The sequence below is a fragment of the Herbaspirillum sp. ST 5-3 genome (assembly GCF_004804275.1).
In the GTDB taxonomy this organism is placed as follows: Bacteria; Pseudomonadota; Gammaproteobacteria; order Burkholderiales; family Burkholderiaceae_D; genus Noviherbaspirillum.
Map to the genome: position 1 here is coordinate 94079 of NZ_STGI01000012.1, position 15627 is coordinate 109705.

Annotated in this window: 16 protein-coding genes; 7 read left to right on the forward strand and 9 right to left on the reverse strand. The window is 62.1% G+C overall.

Features of this window, described 5'->3' with window-relative positions; genetic code table 11:
- Positions 1-7: 7 nt before the first annotated feature.
- Together E6W33_RS20530 and E6W33_RS20535 are read right to left on the reverse strand one after the other, a co-directional pair.
- A complete protein-coding gene (locus E6W33_RS20530; protein ID WP_136419190.1) occupies positions 8-1018 on the reverse strand; it encodes a substrate-binding domain-containing protein in 1011 nt (336 codons plus the stop codon).
- Positions 1019-1300: 282 nt separating this feature from the next.
- On the reverse strand, positions 1301-2524 hold the full coding sequence (locus E6W33_RS20535) for a carbohydrate porin (protein ID WP_136419191.1): 1224 nt from the start codon (positions 2522-2524) through the stop codon (positions 1301-1303).
- 438 nt (positions 2525-2962) lie between these two features.
- Between E6W33_RS20535 and E6W33_RS20540 the strand changes: the two genes are divergently transcribed.
- Positions 2963-3769 (forward strand): SHOCT domain-containing protein, encoded by an 807-nt coding sequence (locus tag E6W33_RS20540; protein WP_136419192.1) that lies wholly within the window; start codon positions 2963-2965, stop codon positions 3767-3769.
- A 21-nt stretch (positions 3770-3790) separates the two neighbouring features.
- On the opposite strand, the gene E6W33_RS20545 is transcribed toward E6W33_RS20540, so the two are convergent.
- Positions 3791-6313, reverse strand: a complete 2523-nt coding sequence (locus E6W33_RS20545) for a PBP1A family penicillin-binding protein (protein ID WP_136419193.1) — start codon at positions 6311-6313, stop codon at positions 3791-3793.
- Between the two features lie 255 nt (positions 6314-6568).
- Here E6W33_RS20545 and E6W33_RS20550 point away from each other — a divergent pair, with 255 nt between their 5' ends.
- Positions 6569-6997, forward strand: a complete 429-nt coding sequence (locus E6W33_RS20550; RefSeq protein ID WP_136419194.1) for a hypothetical protein — start codon at positions 6569-6571, stop codon at positions 6995-6997.
- 23 nt (positions 6998-7020) lie between these two features.
- A complete protein-coding gene (locus E6W33_RS20555; RefSeq protein WP_136419195.1) occupies positions 7021-7500 on the forward strand; it encodes a VOC family protein in 480 nt (159 codons plus the stop codon).
- Here the strand turns inward: E6W33_RS20555 and E6W33_RS20560 are convergent.
- From E6W33_RS20560 to E6W33_RS20570, 3 genes are all read right to left on the reverse strand, one after another.
- A complete protein-coding gene (locus tag E6W33_RS20560) occupies positions 7493-8560 on the reverse strand; it encodes a glyceraldehyde 3-phosphate dehydrogenase NAD-binding domain-containing protein (protein ID WP_136419196.1) in 1068 nt (355 codons plus the stop codon). The two genes, E6W33_RS20555 and E6W33_RS20560, sit on opposite strands and share 8 nt — an antisense overlap.
- A gap of 168 nt (positions 8561-8728) precedes the next feature.
- Positions 8729-9208, reverse strand: a complete 480-nt coding sequence (locus E6W33_RS20565) for a hypothetical protein (protein WP_136419197.1) — start codon at positions 9206-9208, stop codon at positions 8729-8731.
- A 92-nt stretch (positions 9209-9300) separates the two neighbouring features.
- Positions 9301-9954 carry a lytic transglycosylase domain-containing protein gene (locus E6W33_RS20570; protein WP_168798706.1) on the reverse strand — a complete coding sequence of 218 codons (654 nt, stop codon included), beginning with the start codon at positions 9952-9954 and terminating at the stop codon, positions 9301-9303.
- 137 nt (positions 9955-10091) lie between these two features.
- Between E6W33_RS20570 and E6W33_RS20575 the strand changes: the two genes are divergently transcribed.
- On the forward strand, positions 10092-11243 hold the full coding sequence (locus E6W33_RS20575; RefSeq protein WP_136419199.1) for a diguanylate cyclase: 1152 nt from the start codon (positions 10092-10094) through the stop codon (positions 11241-11243).
- A 2-nt stretch (positions 11244-11245) separates the two neighbouring features.
- Here E6W33_RS20575 and E6W33_RS20580 read toward each other — a convergent pair whose 3' ends face one another.
- Positions 11246-11980, reverse strand: a complete 735-nt coding sequence (locus E6W33_RS20580; protein ID WP_136419200.1) for an SDR family oxidoreductase — start codon at positions 11978-11980, stop codon at positions 11246-11248.
- Between the two features lie 127 nt (positions 11981-12107).
- On the opposite strand from E6W33_RS20580, the gene E6W33_RS20585 reads away from it, so the two are divergent.
- Together E6W33_RS20585 and E6W33_RS20590 are read left to right on the forward strand one after the other, a co-directional pair.
- Complete coding sequence (locus E6W33_RS20585; RefSeq protein WP_136419201.1) at positions 12108-12785, forward strand: SOS response-associated peptidase family protein; 678 nt, start codon at positions 12108-12110, stop codon at positions 12783-12785.
- Between the two features lie 108 nt (positions 12786-12893).
- Entirely contained in the window at positions 12894-13157 is a 264-nt protein-coding gene (locus E6W33_RS20590; protein WP_136419202.1) for a hypothetical protein, read from the forward strand.
- A 3-nt stretch (positions 13158-13160) separates the two neighbouring features.
- On the opposite strand, the gene E6W33_RS20595 is transcribed toward E6W33_RS20590, so the two are convergent.
- Positions 13161-13715, reverse strand: coding sequence for a thermonuclease family protein (locus tag E6W33_RS20595; RefSeq protein WP_136419203.1), 555 nt, complete (start codon positions 13713-13715; stop codon positions 13161-13163).
- A gap of 304 nt (positions 13716-14019) precedes the next feature.
- On the opposite strand from E6W33_RS20595, the gene E6W33_RS20600 reads away from it, so the two are divergent.
- Positions 14020-15174 carry a polymer-forming cytoskeletal protein gene (locus E6W33_RS20600; protein ID WP_136419204.1) on the forward strand — a complete coding sequence of 385 codons (1155 nt, stop codon included), beginning with the start codon at positions 14020-14022 and terminating at the stop codon, positions 15172-15174.
- A 1-nt stretch (position 15175) separates the two neighbouring features.
- On the opposite strand, the gene E6W33_RS20605 is transcribed toward E6W33_RS20600, so the two are convergent.
- Positions 15176-15610 carry an HAD domain-containing protein gene (locus tag E6W33_RS20605; protein WP_136419205.1) on the reverse strand — a complete coding sequence of 145 codons (435 nt, stop codon included), beginning with the start codon at positions 15608-15610 and terminating at the stop codon, positions 15176-15178.
- Positions 15611-15627 lie beyond the last annotated feature (17 nt).

Sequence of the window (15627 nt, forward strand, 5' to 3'; positions counted from 1 at the left end):
CTGGTCGCTATCGTGGACAGGGTCCGACGGTTTCTCCGGCCAGCAATACCGGCTGCCACAGCTCCTGCAATTGCTGCGGCGGCGTGCCGTCGAGGATGGCCAGCAGCATCTCGACCATTTTCGCGCCGGCGCGATCGGGATGCGGCTGATCGACCGTGGTGACGTTGTATCCCGCCAGCGAGTCTTCCATCACGCCCCAGACGATCAGCGATATGTCCTTGCCGATGCGGATGTCCGAATCGAGCAGCGCGCGCACCGCACCGACGCCCGACATCTGATTGTCGACCACCACTGCGGTCGGGCGCGGGGAACAGGCCAGCAGACGCTTCATCGCCTGGTATGCGGCGCGGCGATCGGGCACGTTATCGATCAGGCAGGCGGGATCGACAGGGATGCCGGCTGCCTCGATCGTGGTGACGAAACTGTCGTGGCGCTGCCGCGCGAAATTCATGTCGAGGTCGGCGCTGATCAGACCGATGCGTTGATGTCCGAGCGCAAGCAGCCGTTCCACCGCCAGGCGCATGCCGGCTTCATTGTCATAGTCGAACCAGGCGTGCGGCGCATTGTGCCGCGTGCGGCCGTGCGCGACAAACGGCAGGCCGCGCGCGGCGAGAAGGGCGATGCGCTCGTCGTGGATGCGGGTGCGGCTGACGACCAGGCCATCGACACGGCGGCCTTGCAGCAGGTGCTCGTAGGCGCGCAGTTCATTGGCCGGCGACACCGGCACGATCACCAGATCCATCTGACGCGCTTCCAGTGCTGTCGACATGCCGTTGATGATGTCCGCGAACATGGGGTCGAACATGTCGCTCGCGGACAGCGGCGAAATGATGCCAACCATGTTGCTGCGGCCGACGGCGAGGCTGCGTGCCATCGGATTCGGACGATAGCCGGCCGCGTGGGCGGCCTCCAGCACGCGCTGGCGCGTGCGCTCGCTGACCTCGGGATAGCCGTTGAGCGCGCGACTGACCGTGGTCTCGGAAATGCCCAGTGTCTTGGCGAGATTCTTGAGGTTCATAGGGAACGCGGAAGGGGATGCACGATTATAGAGGAAGCACCGTGCCGACTCTTGCGTTGCGACAGGCCCGTTGATATTGCAGGCATGTTGATCTTGCAGGCGCGGCGCTCCCGTGCGCCATCTTGCCGCTGCGCGGAGAAAAAAACCGCGCGGATACCGCGACGAATGCCACTTTCATCCATCGCCGGCCCGGGAGGAGCCAGACTGGTATCCGCGCCAAAGGTAAAAAAATCGCTGCTCGCAATCTCGCTCACCCGGGCTCGGGCAAGCGGTCCTTGCGTATTACCACCAGGTCTCGACCTGGAAACCGACGGTGCTGCCACTGGTGTTGGCGCCGAACACGCCGGTTGCCGATAGCGGAGTGCCGGCCGCCGCCGCTGCCTGCGCCGCACTGTTCCACTTGGCGTAGGTGTAGTAGGCGCGCAGCACCGGGCGCGACCAGAAGCTGCCGCCCGCCGCCAGTTGCGGCGCAATGGTGAACTTGGTCAGGCTGCGCGATGCGGCGCCATCCGGCTTGACCGTGTCGTGGCCAACTTCGACCGCCAGGTTGTAGTTCTCGTGGAAATGATAGATCGGGCGCACGCCGATCGAGGTCCACTTGGTATGCACGCCGGCGCTCTTGGTGTCCTGGTAGACGACGGTGCCCATGCCGGACCACTTGGTGCCGGAGGGCTGCACCATGACCTGCTCGACCACGCGCATCACGGTGTCGTCGCTGGTAGCGCCGAAGTTGATGCCGCCGGTGCCGACGCCGCTGCCCTTGCCGTATTGCAGATCGAGCTTGTTGAAGCCGCCCATCAGATTGTTCTGGGTATGCATGATGTTCAGCAGATGGCCGCCGGCGACGGTCGGCGCGCCGGTGACGACGCGCTTCTGATTGATTTGCGCGCCCAGCGTCAGCTCGCCGTCCGGATTGACCTTGATGCCGGAGAGGCGAATGTCGTGCGCCAGCGCCGTGCGTCCGCTGTTGCCGGTATCGGCATTGCGCACAATGGCGTACGCCAGCTTGGCGGGGCCGAGGTCGATGTTTTCCAGGCCGGCGCCGGGGCCGCTGTTATTCCAGAAGTAGTAGTCGCTGATATGCACGTCCTGGCGATCGTAGAAGCGCTTGCCGACCCAGGCCTTGGCCTTCGAGAACGCGCCGGTTCCGATGTTTTCGGCGACCACGTTCATTTCGCGCCACGCGGGGCTGAACTGCTCCCAATCCTGGTCCTGGTTGACGGCGAACGCCAGGCGCGTGTTGATGCGGATGCCCAGGCCGTTCTGGCCCTTGTAGGCTTCGCCGCCGAAGGCCAGCTCGCCGTAGGTTTCGCATTCGTTACCGAGACGGAATTTGGATCCGGCGCCCGCCAGTCCGAAGCAGGCTTCCTTGCCACCTTGGCTGCTGGTACCGAAGCCCGAGCGGAAATAGCCGCCGAAATCGATCGGCAAGCCGGCGTGCGCGGCGGATGCGAAAAATGCCAGTGCCAACGCCGCCGGCAGTGTTTTCAGGGTGCGACTCCTCATGTTCTCTCCTTAATGATTTTTGAAATTGTGTAGCGTCAAGTCTTGCCATTGCCCCCGAGTCCTGGCTTGCCGCCCGCCGGCCGCGAAGCTTTTTCCAGCCTTCAGCGTCCAAGCAATGCTGCTGTCACCCGAGTGAAATCTAGTCAAACTACATGGCGTTGCGGCGTTTCCTGCTGCTGATCCCCACCAGCAACCGCAGGAAAATTACCTAATTTCTTTGCTTAAGATGTAGTTTTGCTAGATTTGTGAAGCAATTTTTACACATAATTTCTATAATTTCTATATTCGGCGGGAGAAATATTTTGATTTTTCAAGCTGAAAGCGGATTTTTCGGTCGAGAACCGTGAAATCAAGGCGTACCCCGGTGATGTTGTACTATTACTACATGATGAATTCATGCACTGCAGCATGACGTTCACCCCAATTCAAAGGAAAGACATGAAAAAGAGCATTCAGCAGGAAAGCTGCACAAGAGCAAAGGTCATCGCGGGAGCCGCGCTGTGCCTGCTTTTTGTTGCCGGGCAGCCCGTGCAGGCGGCGCCCGGCTCCCGGTACACCGCGTGCGCGAGTTGCTCGCCAAAGGATCTGGTCTGGGGGGAGGGAGAATTCGATCAGGTGCTTCTGGTTACCGCACCGGGAGACGCGCGTAACCGGCATCCGCAGGCATTGCCGGTCGACTGGTTGAGTCAGGCCGTGGCCGGACTACGGCTGGGCAACGACACCGTCCCTTTGCTTGACGAGAATGCCGCGGCCAGCCTCGCGCAAGGACTGAGCAAGGCGCTGGCAAAGGCCGATCCGCGGCAGGACGCGGTGTTCCTGATGACCAGCAAGCCGGGCGGCGGATTGCTAGGCACGCGCCTCGGAAACAGCGGCCGCGCCTTCGTCGATGAGCACGGCCTGAACCTGATCTTCGGCGAAGCGCATGTGGAATTCGTCGGGCGGTACCGCGCCACGCGCATGGAGCGGCCGTTCGATTTCGGCATCCGCGACAAGGCGTCGACGGTGACGCTGGCGGCCGACCACGCGGTTCGCCGTCGCAAGGATTGGCTGATTTTTCCGCTGGCGGCAGCGGCCGCTCCGGAAAGCCGTGCGCCTGCTCTTGCTCCGCAAGCGGTCGAGCGTGACGAGCGCTATTACCTGGCGCAGGAGGCGCGGCTGAAAGGTTTGAAGCGTCTGCGAGAGCAGAATCTGATCGACGAGCAGGAGTATCAGGCCAAGCGCAGCGAAATCCTCAAGGCCTGGTAGCGCAGGTTTGCCGGAGGCGCATTACTGGATCGGTCCCGGAAACATCGTGTCGCCGCCGGCATTGCCGCTGCCGCGGCTGACCGATCCGCCGCTGCTGCGTTCGGTGCGCTTGCCGGTCGCCGGGTCGCGGTCCAGTCCGCTCAGGAAGCGGTCCAGTTCGTCGGGCGAGAAGACGCGGCTGTTGCCACGGTTGCCGCCGTCGCTTCGCTCCACCGTCTGCACGCCGTCGGGGCCGACCACGACCGCAGTGTCGCTGTTACGTCGCGTCACCACGCCGTAACCCGGCGGGATCATGTCTTCCTCATTGAGCTGGTCGATCCAGTCCTTGTCCGGCGCCTTGACCATCAATGGCGGAGGTCGCTTGGGCTGCGGGAATTTTGCCTTCACGTCGATCAATTTGGTCTTGAGCGTGTCGCGGAAAAAATCGCCGACCAGCAGGATGGCATTGTGGCCGCCCTGGCCCCAGTAGTCGCTGCGCATGGTCACGCGCGGATCGTTGAAGCCTATCCACGCGCCGGCCACGAGGTTCGGATGCATCAGGATGAACCAGCCGTCGGTGTTGTTTTGCGTGGTGCCCGTCTTGCCGGCGATGTCGGCCACGATGTTGAAGCGGCTGCGCACTTCGGTGCCGGTGCCTTGTCGCACCACGCCGCGCAGCATGTCGATCAGTTCGATCGCGGTGTCTTCCGACATGGCGCGCTGCGGCTCGGCATTGAACTCGGCCAGCACCTTGCCGTCGCGGTCGGTGATTTTCCTGATGACCACCGGCTTGCGGTATTCGCCGACCTGCGCGATGGTGGCGTAGGTCGACACCATTTCCAGCAGGGTCACCGGACTGGTACCAAGCGACAGCGAAGGGACCGGGTCAAGGCGGCTTTGGGTGACGCCCATCGCGCGCGCCATGCCGATGACGGTGGGCAGACCGACATCCTGCATCACCTGCGCGGTGATCGTGTTCTTCGAATAGATCAGCCCGTCGCGCATGCTCATCATGCGGCCGGAATAGCCGGACATGTCGGTCGGTCGCCAGATGCTGCCGTCGTTGGCGCGGATTTCCACCTGGCCGTCCGGATAGATGCGGTCCGGGCGGAAGCCCTGTTCCAGCGCGGCGCCATACACGATGGGCTTGAAGGTGGAGCCGGGCTGACGCTCTGCCTGCGCGACATGGTCGAACTGGTCTCGTTCGAAGTCGCGGCTGCCGACCCAGGCCTTGACCTCGCCGCTGGCCGGATCCATCGCAACGAAACCGGCTTCCAGCCGCGTCTTGTTCTCGCGCAGGCGGCGCATGAACGCGCTGTCGTCCTTGAGCTTCGCCAGCGCGGTTTTCGGCGCCTGGCCGCTGCTGACGGCTTTTCTGTATTCGGGACTCTCGCGGATGAAGGCATCGACAAGGGCAACATGCTCGCTCCAGAAATGCTGGAACGGTTCGACCTTCTTGCGCATCGCCTTGTAGGCCTTCGGCGTGTGCGACGCGACGCGCGACGTGCTGCGTCCCCATTCGACATCGGCAATCGCCTGCAACAATTCCGATTGCCGTTCGACCGCCTCGGTGGCGGCGTCCTGCAATTCGTCGTCGAGCGTGCTGTAGATGACGAGCCCATCGGTGTTCAGATCGTATCCATGCTGTTCCGTCCATTCCAGCAATTGCCGACGCACATACTCGGTGAAATGCGGTGCGACATCGACCGGTTCGGTCGGGCGGTTCAGCCTGGCCTGCAATGGGGCGTCACGCAGCGCTTCGAATTGCTGCGCCGGCAGCATGCCGTGCTTGACCATTTGATTGAGCACGACGTTGCGTCGTGTGCGTGCGCGTTCCGGATTGATGATCGGATTGTAATAACTGGTGCCCTTGAGCATTCCCACCAGCATCGCGCTTTCGAGGAGATCCAGTTCGGCCGCCGGCTTGCTGTAATAGGTACGCGCCGCCATCTCGATGCCGGTCACGTTGTAGAGAAAGGGAACGGTATTCAGATAGGTTTCCAGAATCTGGTCCTTGCTGTACCGCTTCTCGACCTTGATCGCGGTAATGATCTCGCGCAATTTGCGATCGATGGTGCGTGCGCGGCCGATTTCCTCCGGAAACATGTTGCGCACCAGTTGCTGCGTGATGGTCGATCCGCCCTGCGCCTGGCCGAGCACGGTGTGCAGCACCGCCGACAAGGTGCGGCTGATGTCGATGCCCTGATGATCGTAGAAGCGATGGTCTTCCGTCGCGATAAGGGCCTTGATCACATAGGGCGATACATGGTCGAGCGGAACCAGTTCCTGCTGCGGGCGCCCGAAGGTGGCGAGATGCGTGCCCTTGGCCGACAGCAAGGTGCTGGGCATTGCGCTCTGCATGTCGAGCATGCCTTCGACGTCGGGCGTCTGCGGAACGGTCTTCGCGACGTAGCCGCCGGCGACGATGGCCGCGGCAATCATCACGACAATGAATGCAGCCACCACCCTGAGGGTGTAGCGAAGGAACGTACGGCTGCGGGAAGGTCTGTTGTCTCCGGAAGAATGTTGCAGGTCTTGCTGTTGCGGATTCTCGTCGTCCACCATCGATATCCTTTTTCCTGACCTTGAATTGAAAATTGGACAAGCGCATGCCTGTTTGGTTTTGCAATTTCTGAAAAGTGTTCATCGCCTTGCGGAAAGCGCCGTGCAAGACTCCTGACACAAGGCTGTCAGGAGTCTTCACGCACACTGCAATGCGACAGGGAGCTTGGCCGATATCAGCGCGCGACAGGCGGGTTCTGTTTAAATCGGTACAGAGGGTTTATCCTGCGGTATCGACGCCGAATTTCTCCGGAGCCCATGCCATTGATCCTGCCTTGCTTTTACCTGGATGAACCGCTCAGCGAGAGCGAATTGCAATTTGTCACCAATACCCTGGTCGGCCACTGGGCCAAGTTCCGCACCGGCGCCACGGCCATCGAGCAGCGGCGAGTGCCGGGCGTGCTGCCGGTGCCGGATCTCGACGGCATGTATGCAGCCGGCCGCGAACAGCGCGCCGAGGGCGTGCGCGCGAATTTGCGACACGCGGGCATTCGCGCCTACAACGGACACCAGGTGCTGTGGGTAATGCCGCGCGACATGGATTGGGATGCGGTGTTTCAGTTCGCCATACGCGAGGAGACCGGCTTCGGCCCCTTCGTCGCGCAACGCTGGTTTGTTGAAAACGGAATACTGGTGCGCAGCAGCGTACGCGTCGTCAATACGGAGATGCTGTTGCGCGGTTTGTAGCTTGCAGACAAGGAGACTGTGCAATGACAGCAAAGGTAAAACCGATTCCCGACGGCTTCCACACCGTCACGCCCTATCTGACCATCAAGAATGCGGCAGCGGCGCTCGATTTCTACAAGAAAGCCTTCGGCGCGGATGAAGTGTTCCGCATGACCGATCCGGCGGGCAACAAGGTGGGGCACGCGGAGATCCGCGTCGGCAATTCCCCCATCATGCTGAGCGACGAATATCCGGAGATGGGCGGCAAGAGTCCGGACACGCTCGGCGGCACGCCGGTGATGATTCATCTCTATGTGGAAAACGTCGACGCGCTGGTCGAGCGCGCGGTCAAGGCCGGCGCGAAGCTGGAACGGCCGGTGGCCGACCAGTTCTACGGCGACCGCGGCGGCATGGTGGTCGATCCCTTCGGCCACAAATGGTGGATTGCGACACATATCGAAGACGTGCCGGCCGACGAACTGGACCGGCGCGCGATGGCGATGTTCGGCCAGCAACCTACCTGAGCGCCGCGAACCGCTGCTGCCAGACGTGCGCCACGTCCAGCAGACGGTTCGCAAATCCCCATTCATTGTCGAACCATACCAGCAGATTGGCGATGCGCGGCCCGATGGTGCGCGTCTGGCTGCCGTCAACGATGGCCGAATGCGGGTTGTGATTGAAGTCGACCGACGCATGCGGATCGTCGGAATAGGCAAACAGGCCGGCGTGTTCCGACGAGGCGTCGGAAAACAGCGCGTTGATCTGCGCGATGCTGACATCGCGCGCGAAGCTGACTACCAGATCGATGGCCGATACATTGATGACCGGTACGCGCATCGCCTTTGCCTGCACCCGTCCGGCCAGTTGCGGCATCAGCCGCTCCACACCTTTCGCCAGCCCGGTGGATACCGGAATGATCGACTGCATGGCCGAGCGCGTGCGGCGCAGGTCGCTGTGATGATAACTGTCGATCAGCGGCTGATCGTTCATCACCGAATGCAGCGTCGTCATCAGCGCATGCTCGACGCCGAATACGCGGTCCAGCATGGCGAGTACCGGCACGATCGCATTGGTCGTGCATGACGCGTTGGACACGATGCGCTCGTCGCCGACGAGATCGCCCTGATTGACGCCGTACACAATGGTGCGATCCACATCCTGCGCGCTATTTCCCGGATGCGACAGCAACAGGCGCGGGCAGCCCGCTTCGAGAAAGCGCACCAGTTCGTGGCGGTGCGCGTACTGGCCGGAACACTCGACCAGCAGATCGACGCCCAGTCCTGCCCAGTCCACCGCCTCCGGCGTGGTCGCATGACTGACGTGAATCGCGCGGCCATCGATCGTCAACTGATCGGCGCCGACTTCCACCTTGCCCGGAAAAACGCCATGCGTCGAGTCAAAGCGCGACAGATAAGCGATGGTCGCCAGATCGGCCGGCTCGTTGATCGCCACCACCCGGAATTGCTCCTTGAGCGGCGACTCGTACAGCGCGCGCAGGAAACAGCGGCCGATACGGCCGTAGCCGTTGATCGCAAGTTTGACGGGCTGGTCGGTGCTGCTTGGATTGGCGCGGGAAGGGTGCATGGAATTGAAGAGTCGTGGAGTCGATCAATGCACGGACATGTTTCCATGCGCTCGCCATTCGCAGCAGCGCACTGTCCGTTGACAAGGAAGAATTATACGGGACAAGCTTGATGCGCAAGTCCCGGGCCTTGACGTTCGTGGTCCGCGATTCCCGTACCGCCAGCTTCGCTACCCGCCCATCCCCACCTGTTTTTCCCGCGCACGCTCCAGCATCGCGTGGTGGTGGTAATGCGGATCGTTCAGCTGTTCCGCGCGCACGATATCCGCGTCGCGTCCGTCATACGGCCATTCGGGATAGGCGTCGAGGCGGCGTTTCGCTTCCTCGACCGGGATTTCATGATAGCTGGCGAACCACTCGCGCACATGCGGTTCCCGCACGCCGTTCAGCGGCACGAAGGAGATGACCACCGCCGGCGTCAGCGCGCTCATGAACACATGAACCGGATACGCGTGCCGGCAATTGCGCGCGCCGTGTTCGAAGTAGGCGATGTTGCGCCGCGCTTTCCTGCCGTCGTAGCTGACCATCCAGGAGAAGGGAATCCTGGGCCGCTCCGCGGGCAGCGCCGGATTCGGATCGGGGGCTTCGGCATGTCGTGCGTCGCCGGGTCGGTCGAGGTCATGCAGCTCGCATTTTTGATGCTGGTCCACGTTGGACTCCTTTCCTTCGCTCCACGCGCCCGGGGATCGCCCTTGACGCGCGCCTTGGATACCCATCAAGCCTACACCTCGCCGCGGCAAATTCAAGGTGCGGCATGCAGCCGGAAACGGTCATACCGCTCCAGCACCATCGGCACATACCGCATCGTCTCCTGGTAGGGCGGCACGCGACGGCCGTGGCGGATCACGGCATTTTCGCCGGCGTTATAGGCGGCAACGGCCAGCCGCACGTTCCCGTTGAACATGGTGAGCAGGTCGCGCAAATAGCGCGCACCGACGTCGACGTTTTGCTCCGGCGAATACAGATTGAACTGGCCGTAGCGTGCTGCGGTCGCCGGCATGAGTTGCATCAGGCCGATCGCACCCTTGGGCGAACGCGCGCCGGCGTCGAAACCGGACTCGACTTCAATGATCGCCTTGAGCAAGGCGGCATGCACGCCGTGCATGCCTGCAACTCGCTGGACGAGAGGTTCGATCGCGTTGCGCCGGGCGGCAAGCTGCGGCAGGGAGACCGGGCCGGCACCCGAGCGCGGCCATAGCTGGTTGCCGTCGAACACGGCGTAAATGCGCGACGTCCTGTTGATCGGCCGATCCGAGAACGTCGGCGTCCTGCCGGACGGATCGTACGACCGATAGATCTTCGACTCTTCCGCCTGCGCCATGCCCGCCGCGCAGAGCGCCATGCACAACATGAATTGCTGCGCCGGCGCGAAAACTCTCCTTTGTCTGGAGCTCATTGCATCCTCCCTGCTCATCCATACGATACGCCAGCACCAATATTTCCTGCAAGCACGAAGATTCGGCAAAATTGGTAACCTTCAGTTACCATGTAGCAAGCACGGCAAGTATCGAATCGAGATTGAACGGGTGAAAAATGACAGCAAAGCGTTTTGCCCTTCTCCCTGACGAGCCCGAGCAGCGGCTCAGGATCAAGCGCTTTGTGTTCGCCACGGGCGCCTACGCGATGAATTTCACGTTTGTCCTTGCCTGCTGGTGGATGAACTATTTCACAACGCAGACCCTCGCCATCTACGTCAGCTTCGTCCTGTCCATCCACCTCGGCGTATATGCGCTGATCCGCTCCGGCCTGAACAAGCGCTTTGCCGATCCGAGCCTGACCAAGCCGCAGATGGCCATCGCCACGTTTTCCGGCTTGTATCTGATGTACTACGCGGATGATTTCCGGGCCACCTTCCTGCTGCTCGGTGTATCGATGCTGGTGTTCGGCATGTTCCGCTTCAAGACGCGCGATTTCGCCGCCTTCGGCGCATTCATGCTGGTCGGTTATGCGATCCTGATCGCCTTGCTCCAGGTGTACCGTCCGAGCGAAATCAAGCTGAAGGTCGAGGTGGTGCAATGGCTGGCGCTATTCGTGGCACTGGTGGAGTTCAGTTTCCTTGCCGGCTACATCGGCAATCTGCGCCGCAAGCTGCGCATCAATAACCAGGAGCTGGAAAAGCGCAACGCGGACCTCGAAACGGCAGTGCGGCACATCAGCGAAATGGCGATTCGCGACGAGCTGACCGGCGTCTACAACCGGCGTTATGTGATGGATCGGGTCGAGGAAGAAAGACAGCGCTGCGCGCGCAACGGCGCGGCGTTCTGCGTATGCATGGTCGACATCGACTTCTTCAAGAGGATCAACGACGTCCATGGACACATGGCCGGCGATACCGTGTTGCGGCGCATCGCGGCGACGGCTTCCGGCACGCTGCGCCTGACCGATGTTTTCGGCCGCTTCGGCGGCGAAGAGTTCGTCATGGTATTGACCGATACGGTCGCCGCGGGAGCGCTCGCTTCAGCCGAGAGGGTGCGGCAAATGATCGAGCAGCTGCGCTTTCCTGAGATCGATCCGGCGTTGACGGTCACGATCTCGATCGGCATTGCGGAGCATGCGAAGGGAGCGGACGTGGCCTTGACCTTCAAGCGTGCCGATGAAGCCTTGTACCAGGCGAAGGAAGACGGCCGCAACCGGAGCCGGCTTGCAGCGGCCACGGCACAAGCCACGCAGGCGGAAGCAGGCTGACTTTATTCACCGATCTCACGCAGGTCGGCGACAGGCATCTGCCCGAAACTTTCGCTCACAAGATAGTCCACCAGACGCCTTGCGCATTCCTTCGGGTCGGCCAGATTGCCGTCGCGCTTCAAGGCTTCAAATCGTTCGCGCAGCGGAAACTGCTCCAGCGTGGCCTTGCGGATTTCGGCCTGCATGTCGGTATCGATCACGCCGGGAGCAAGGCTGCAGATGCGCAGGCCGGGCGTCTGGTCCAGCACGACGGCACGCGCGTGATGATCGAGCGCGGCCTTGGTCGCGCAGTAGACGCTCCAGCCGGGATAAGCGCTGCGTCCCGCACCGCTGGAGATGTGCATGACGCGGCGATCGCCGGCATCCGGGCTTGCGAAGGCGAACGCGCCGGCCAGCATCAGCGGTGCAGCGACATTGAGACTGACGGCACGCGCGATGGCGGCAGGGTCTTGCAGCCGGATCGGCCCGATCGGCTGCAGCACGCCTGCATTGTTGATGAGGAGGACGTTCTGGTCGCCGGCGAGGAAGCGCCGCAAGCTGTCACCGGCGAGCCATCGTGCCAATGCATCGGTATCCGACAAATCGAGCGCGACTTGCTCTAGCAGGGCAGGGTACTGCGCGCCGAGTTGCGGATTGCCGTGCCGCGACAAGCCGAGAACGGCGATGTTCCGCGACAGCAGCTTTTCTGCAATGGCGGCACCGAGGCCGCGTGTATGTCCGGTGAGAATGGCTTTCATCGTGCGCCTTCCGATCGAGTGGGTTCCCAGCATGATAAATGGTGCACGAGCAGCGCGCATTCTTCCGCCGCAAATCGCCTTGAGGAAGGCATGTACGCTCGCCGCGAACGCGCGCTAGAATGAACTCATGTGCGCTAACTACCTTCCCTCCACGCATCACCAGCTGCAGCAGTTCTTTGGTGTTGCGCCACCCGATTCCGATTATCCGGCCGAGGCATTTCCCGGCTACATGGCGCCGATGATCCGCCTGCCGCGCGCAGATGCCATGCCGGGTGACCGCGCGTGCGCGCTGGGCATGTTCGGCCTGGTGCCGGGTTGGGCCGACAGCAAGCTGGCGCGGCAGACCTATAACGCGCGCACCGAAACCGTGGCGAGCAAACCGAGCTTTCGGCATGCCTACAAGCATCATCAGTTTTGCGTGATTCCGCTGCGTTCCTTTTATGAACCGAGCTATGAATCGGGAAAAGTGGTGCGCTACGAAATCGCCGATGCGGACGGCGCGCCGCTCGGCGTGGCCGGTATCTGGGAGTACAAGCAGGACGGCGGCAACGGTCTGCCGCTGCTGTCATTCTCCATGCTGACCATCAATGCGGACGGGCATGCGGTGATGCAGCGATTCCACAAACCGGGCGACGAAAAGCGCATGATGGTAATACTCGACCCGGAGCGCTACGACGAGTGGCTGCATTGTCCGGTCGAGGAGGCGGAGCGCTTCTTCATGCGCTATCCGGCTGAGCGCCTGGTCGCGCGGCCAGCGCCGAGGCCAGGCAAGACGGCGGCGCAGGAGACCTTGCCCGGCCTCTGAAAATGCGTGGATTCAGCGCGGATCCGGTCTGTAAGAAGATGTAAATTTGAAACAATTCTCCTGCGCAACGCGGCATCATGCACCAATAAGACCAATACGCAGCGAGACATGAACATTACCGATGAAATGTTGACGGCTGCCATCACCAAAGCCGTCGAAGCGGGCCTTCTTCCCCGTCGGTCATTGCGGGAAGACATCACCGAAGCGCGCTTGCTCATGCGCGATATCCTGAAAGCCGCACTCGCGCCGATGCGACAGACAAAGCCCATCGTTGAAACATCTCCTTTTCTGGTTTCCGGCTTCCGTGCGCGCGATCTCCTGGCCGAACGGCCGGAGTTCCTTCATGCAGTCGAGGAACAAAACCAGGCCTAGGCGCTAGCATCCATAGCGCTTCATGCCGTCGACGAAGCGGTACTCGCCGTGTCGGTCGGTGAAGCAGATTCCGCCGTCCGTATTCTCCGTCGGCACTTTCGCGATCTTCCTGGTTTTCGGATGACGGAATATCCATGGCGCGACCGGCTCTGCGTCCATCCACAAACCCACGCGGCGCTGCCGCGCCATGGCTTCCAGCCCCGGCAGCGTCAGATCCTGGTTGGTCTTGGGGTAGACCCAGACCATGCCGCGCTCGACCTGCGCGCGATTGGCTTCCACGCCCTCGCAGGTCACGATCGCCACCGTGCGGCCGCGATGATCGATGGCCTGCTCCTGGTAGCTGGCATCCTTGCCGAGGCAGAGCTCGGCGAGGGATTGCCGCGACTGCGCGCCGAAGGGCTGGGCCTTGTCGGGTGCGTCGATGTTGGCGAGCCGGATCTTGAAAGGCTGCTCGTCAACGAGGAGTGTCAGATTGGCGCCATCGGCGACACCGATGACCTTGTGGGCATAGGCCGGCACGAGCGGCGCCAGCGCGAAAAGAAGTGCAAACAGTTTCATGAAGCGATTCTACGGAGTGCGCCCTGCGCGTGCTGTAACAGCTTGTTTCGATGAGGCAGGGCGCTCGATATGATGCCCGAAAATGCGCGCCTGATGTGCGTTGCGTGGCGCTACATTTTTCAGACCGTGATTTTGTGGACAGGAACAGACAACTCCGGCAAACAGATCGCCGCTTCTTGCATCGCGCATGTTTGCATGCAAGACATGCGAAAACGAGGGCTGTTGCATGTTGCGTGACCTGCCTCAAGCCGGTCCGGGCTGTGAGCGGCATGATGGCGTAATCCACCTGGAAAGGAGGATTCTGATGCTCTCCCTACACACCACTATCAGCAAGATGCGCATCGGCATGCTGCTTGTCTGCTTGTCGTTCTGCTTGTCGATATCACCGGCCTATTCTGCCTCGTCACAACTACAAACCAGCGAAGCGGGAAACACCTACATCAGCGGCAGCGATCTCGTGATCGCCACGCCTGTCGCGGCGGATCTGTTCGCCGCCGGCGGACGGGTGAGCGTGGAACGCGAAGTCGGTGCCGACGCGGCAGTGGCCGGCGGCTCGGTCACGATTCGCGCGCCGGTGCGGCAGGACTTGCGCGCCGCCGGCGGGCATGTCGATATCGAGGGCAATACCGACGGCGAACTGGTCGCGGCCGGCGGCAATGTGCGTGTGGGCGAAGCGGCGGTGGTGGCGGGTTCGGCCTGGCTGGCGGGAGGCGATGTGACGGTGGCCGGGAAGATTGGAAAAGGTGCCCGGATTTACGCCGGCAACATCGCGATTTCCGGCGAGATCGACGGCGACGCGCATCTCTACGGACAGCAGATCAAGTTGCTGCCGGGTGCGATCATTCGCGGCGGTCTTTTTTACGCCAGTCCGAATGAGCTGATCCGCGATCCGTCAGCCCAGGTGCTGGGCGCGCTCACGCACGAACCGACGCCGCCGGAATGGAGCAAGGAGCACGGCCCGCGCCGCGCAATGTCGTGGTTCCATCCTTTCTTCGTGCTGAGCATGCTGGCGGCGGGCATGCTGCTGTATGTGCTCTTTCCTGCCGCCGCGCTCGGGCCGCAGCGCGCGATTCGCCAGTATCCGCTGCGCAGCCTGTTGCTCGGCCTCGCATTGGTGTTCACGATTCCTCCGGTGGCGATCCTGTTCATGGTCACGGTGATCGGCCTGCCTATCGGTTTTGCGCTGCTGCTGCTCTATCCCTTGAGCCTGATGCTGGGCTATCTGGCGACGGCCTTCCTGATCGGCCGACAGGTTGCCACCGCCGCGAAGCAGCCGGAACCGGCGAGCCTGAAGCGCTATGCGTTGTTTCTCCTGCTGGCGCTGATCGTGCTGAGCATCGCCGCGGCGATTCCTTTCCTCGGCGGCATCGTGATGATCGCTGCGGTCGTGCTCGGTCTGGGCGGATGGGCGGTCTGGATTCAGACGACGTATCACGGAGCGCGCGCGGCGCACGAATGATTCAGGCGAATGATGACGCGGACAGGCGGCGGCGCAGTTCGCGCTCGGTTGTCAGGTTGAATCCGGTTTCGGTGTCCACCAGAATGAGATTGGGACAATCCGGCGAGAAAAACCATGCGGTATCGTCGATCGCCACCCACTGTTCGGCCGCGCGCCCGGCTTCTCGCAGCCACATACGGATTTCGGCCTCGCGGACAAAAGGATGATGGAGGCCGCCGGCAATCGGAGTGACGTCGATGATGCGATCGCCGATGTCCGGCGAGAAGAGCGCCCGTAGTTGCGGCAAGGGATGCGCCTCGCGCCAGGTGCTGGAGATGACGATGTCGACGTCCGCGTAGTCGCGCATCACGCGCTCGAACTCGGCCAGCAGGGTGAACACCCCGGCCGGCCGGTGAAACGGGTGCAAGACACCGTCGAAGTCGAGGAAGACGATCATTGCAGTGAGCTGTTCTG

What these genes read in the sequence shown, in the direction of transcription:
- E6W33_RS20530 (WP_136419190.1), bottom strand. Translation starts at nt 1,018, where the DNA reads ATGAACCTCAAGAATCTCGCCAAGACACTGGGCATTTCCGAGACCACG.
- E6W33_RS20535 (WP_136419191.1), bottom strand. Translation starts at nt 2,524, where the DNA reads ATGAGGAGTCGCACCCTGAAAACACTGCCGGCGGCGTTGGCACTGGCA.
- E6W33_RS20540 (WP_136419192.1), top strand. Translation starts at nt 2,963, where the DNA reads ATGAAAAAGAGCATTCAGCAGGAAAGCTGCACAAGAGCAAAGGTCATC.
- E6W33_RS20545 (WP_136419193.1), bottom strand. Translation starts at nt 6,313, where the DNA reads ATGGTGGACGACGAGAATCCGCAACAGCAAGACCTGCAACATTCTTCC.
- E6W33_RS20550 (WP_136419194.1), top strand. Translation starts at nt 6,569, where the DNA reads ATGCCATTGATCCTGCCTTGCTTTTACCTGGATGAACCGCTCAGCGAG.
- E6W33_RS20555 (WP_136419195.1), top strand. Translation starts at nt 7,021, where the DNA reads ATGACAGCAAAGGTAAAACCGATTCCCGACGGCTTCCACACCGTCACG.
- E6W33_RS20560 (WP_136419196.1), bottom strand. Translation starts at nt 8,560, where the DNA reads ATGCACCCTTCCCGCGCCAATCCAAGCAGCACCGACCAGCCCGTCAAA.
- E6W33_RS20570 (WP_168798706.1), bottom strand. Translation starts at nt 9,954, where the DNA reads ATGAGCTCCAGACAAAGGAGAGTTTTCGCGCCGGCGCAGCAATTCATG.
- E6W33_RS20575 (WP_136419199.1), top strand. Translation starts at nt 10,092, where the DNA reads ATGACAGCAAAGCGTTTTGCCCTTCTCCCTGACGAGCCCGAGCAGCGG.
- E6W33_RS20580 (WP_136419200.1), bottom strand. Translation starts at nt 11,980, where the DNA reads ATGAAAGCCATTCTCACCGGACATACACGCGGCCTCGGTGCCGCCATT.
- E6W33_RS20585 (WP_136419201.1), top strand. Translation starts at nt 12,108, where the DNA reads ATGTGCGCTAACTACCTTCCCTCCACGCATCACCAGCTGCAGCAGTTC.
- E6W33_RS20590 (WP_136419202.1), top strand. Translation starts at nt 12,894, where the DNA reads ATGAACATTACCGATGAAATGTTGACGGCTGCCATCACCAAAGCCGTC.
- E6W33_RS20595 (WP_136419203.1), bottom strand. Translation starts at nt 13,715, where the DNA reads ATGAAACTGTTTGCACTTCTTTTCGCGCTGGCGCCGCTCGTGCCGGCC.
- E6W33_RS20600 (WP_136419204.1), top strand. Translation starts at nt 14,020, where the DNA reads ATGCTCTCCCTACACACCACTATCAGCAAGATGCGCATCGGCATGCTG.
- E6W33_RS20605 (WP_136419205.1), bottom strand. Translation starts at nt 15,610, where the DNA reads ATGATCGTCTTCCTCGACTTCGACGGTGTCTTGCACCCGTTTCACCGG.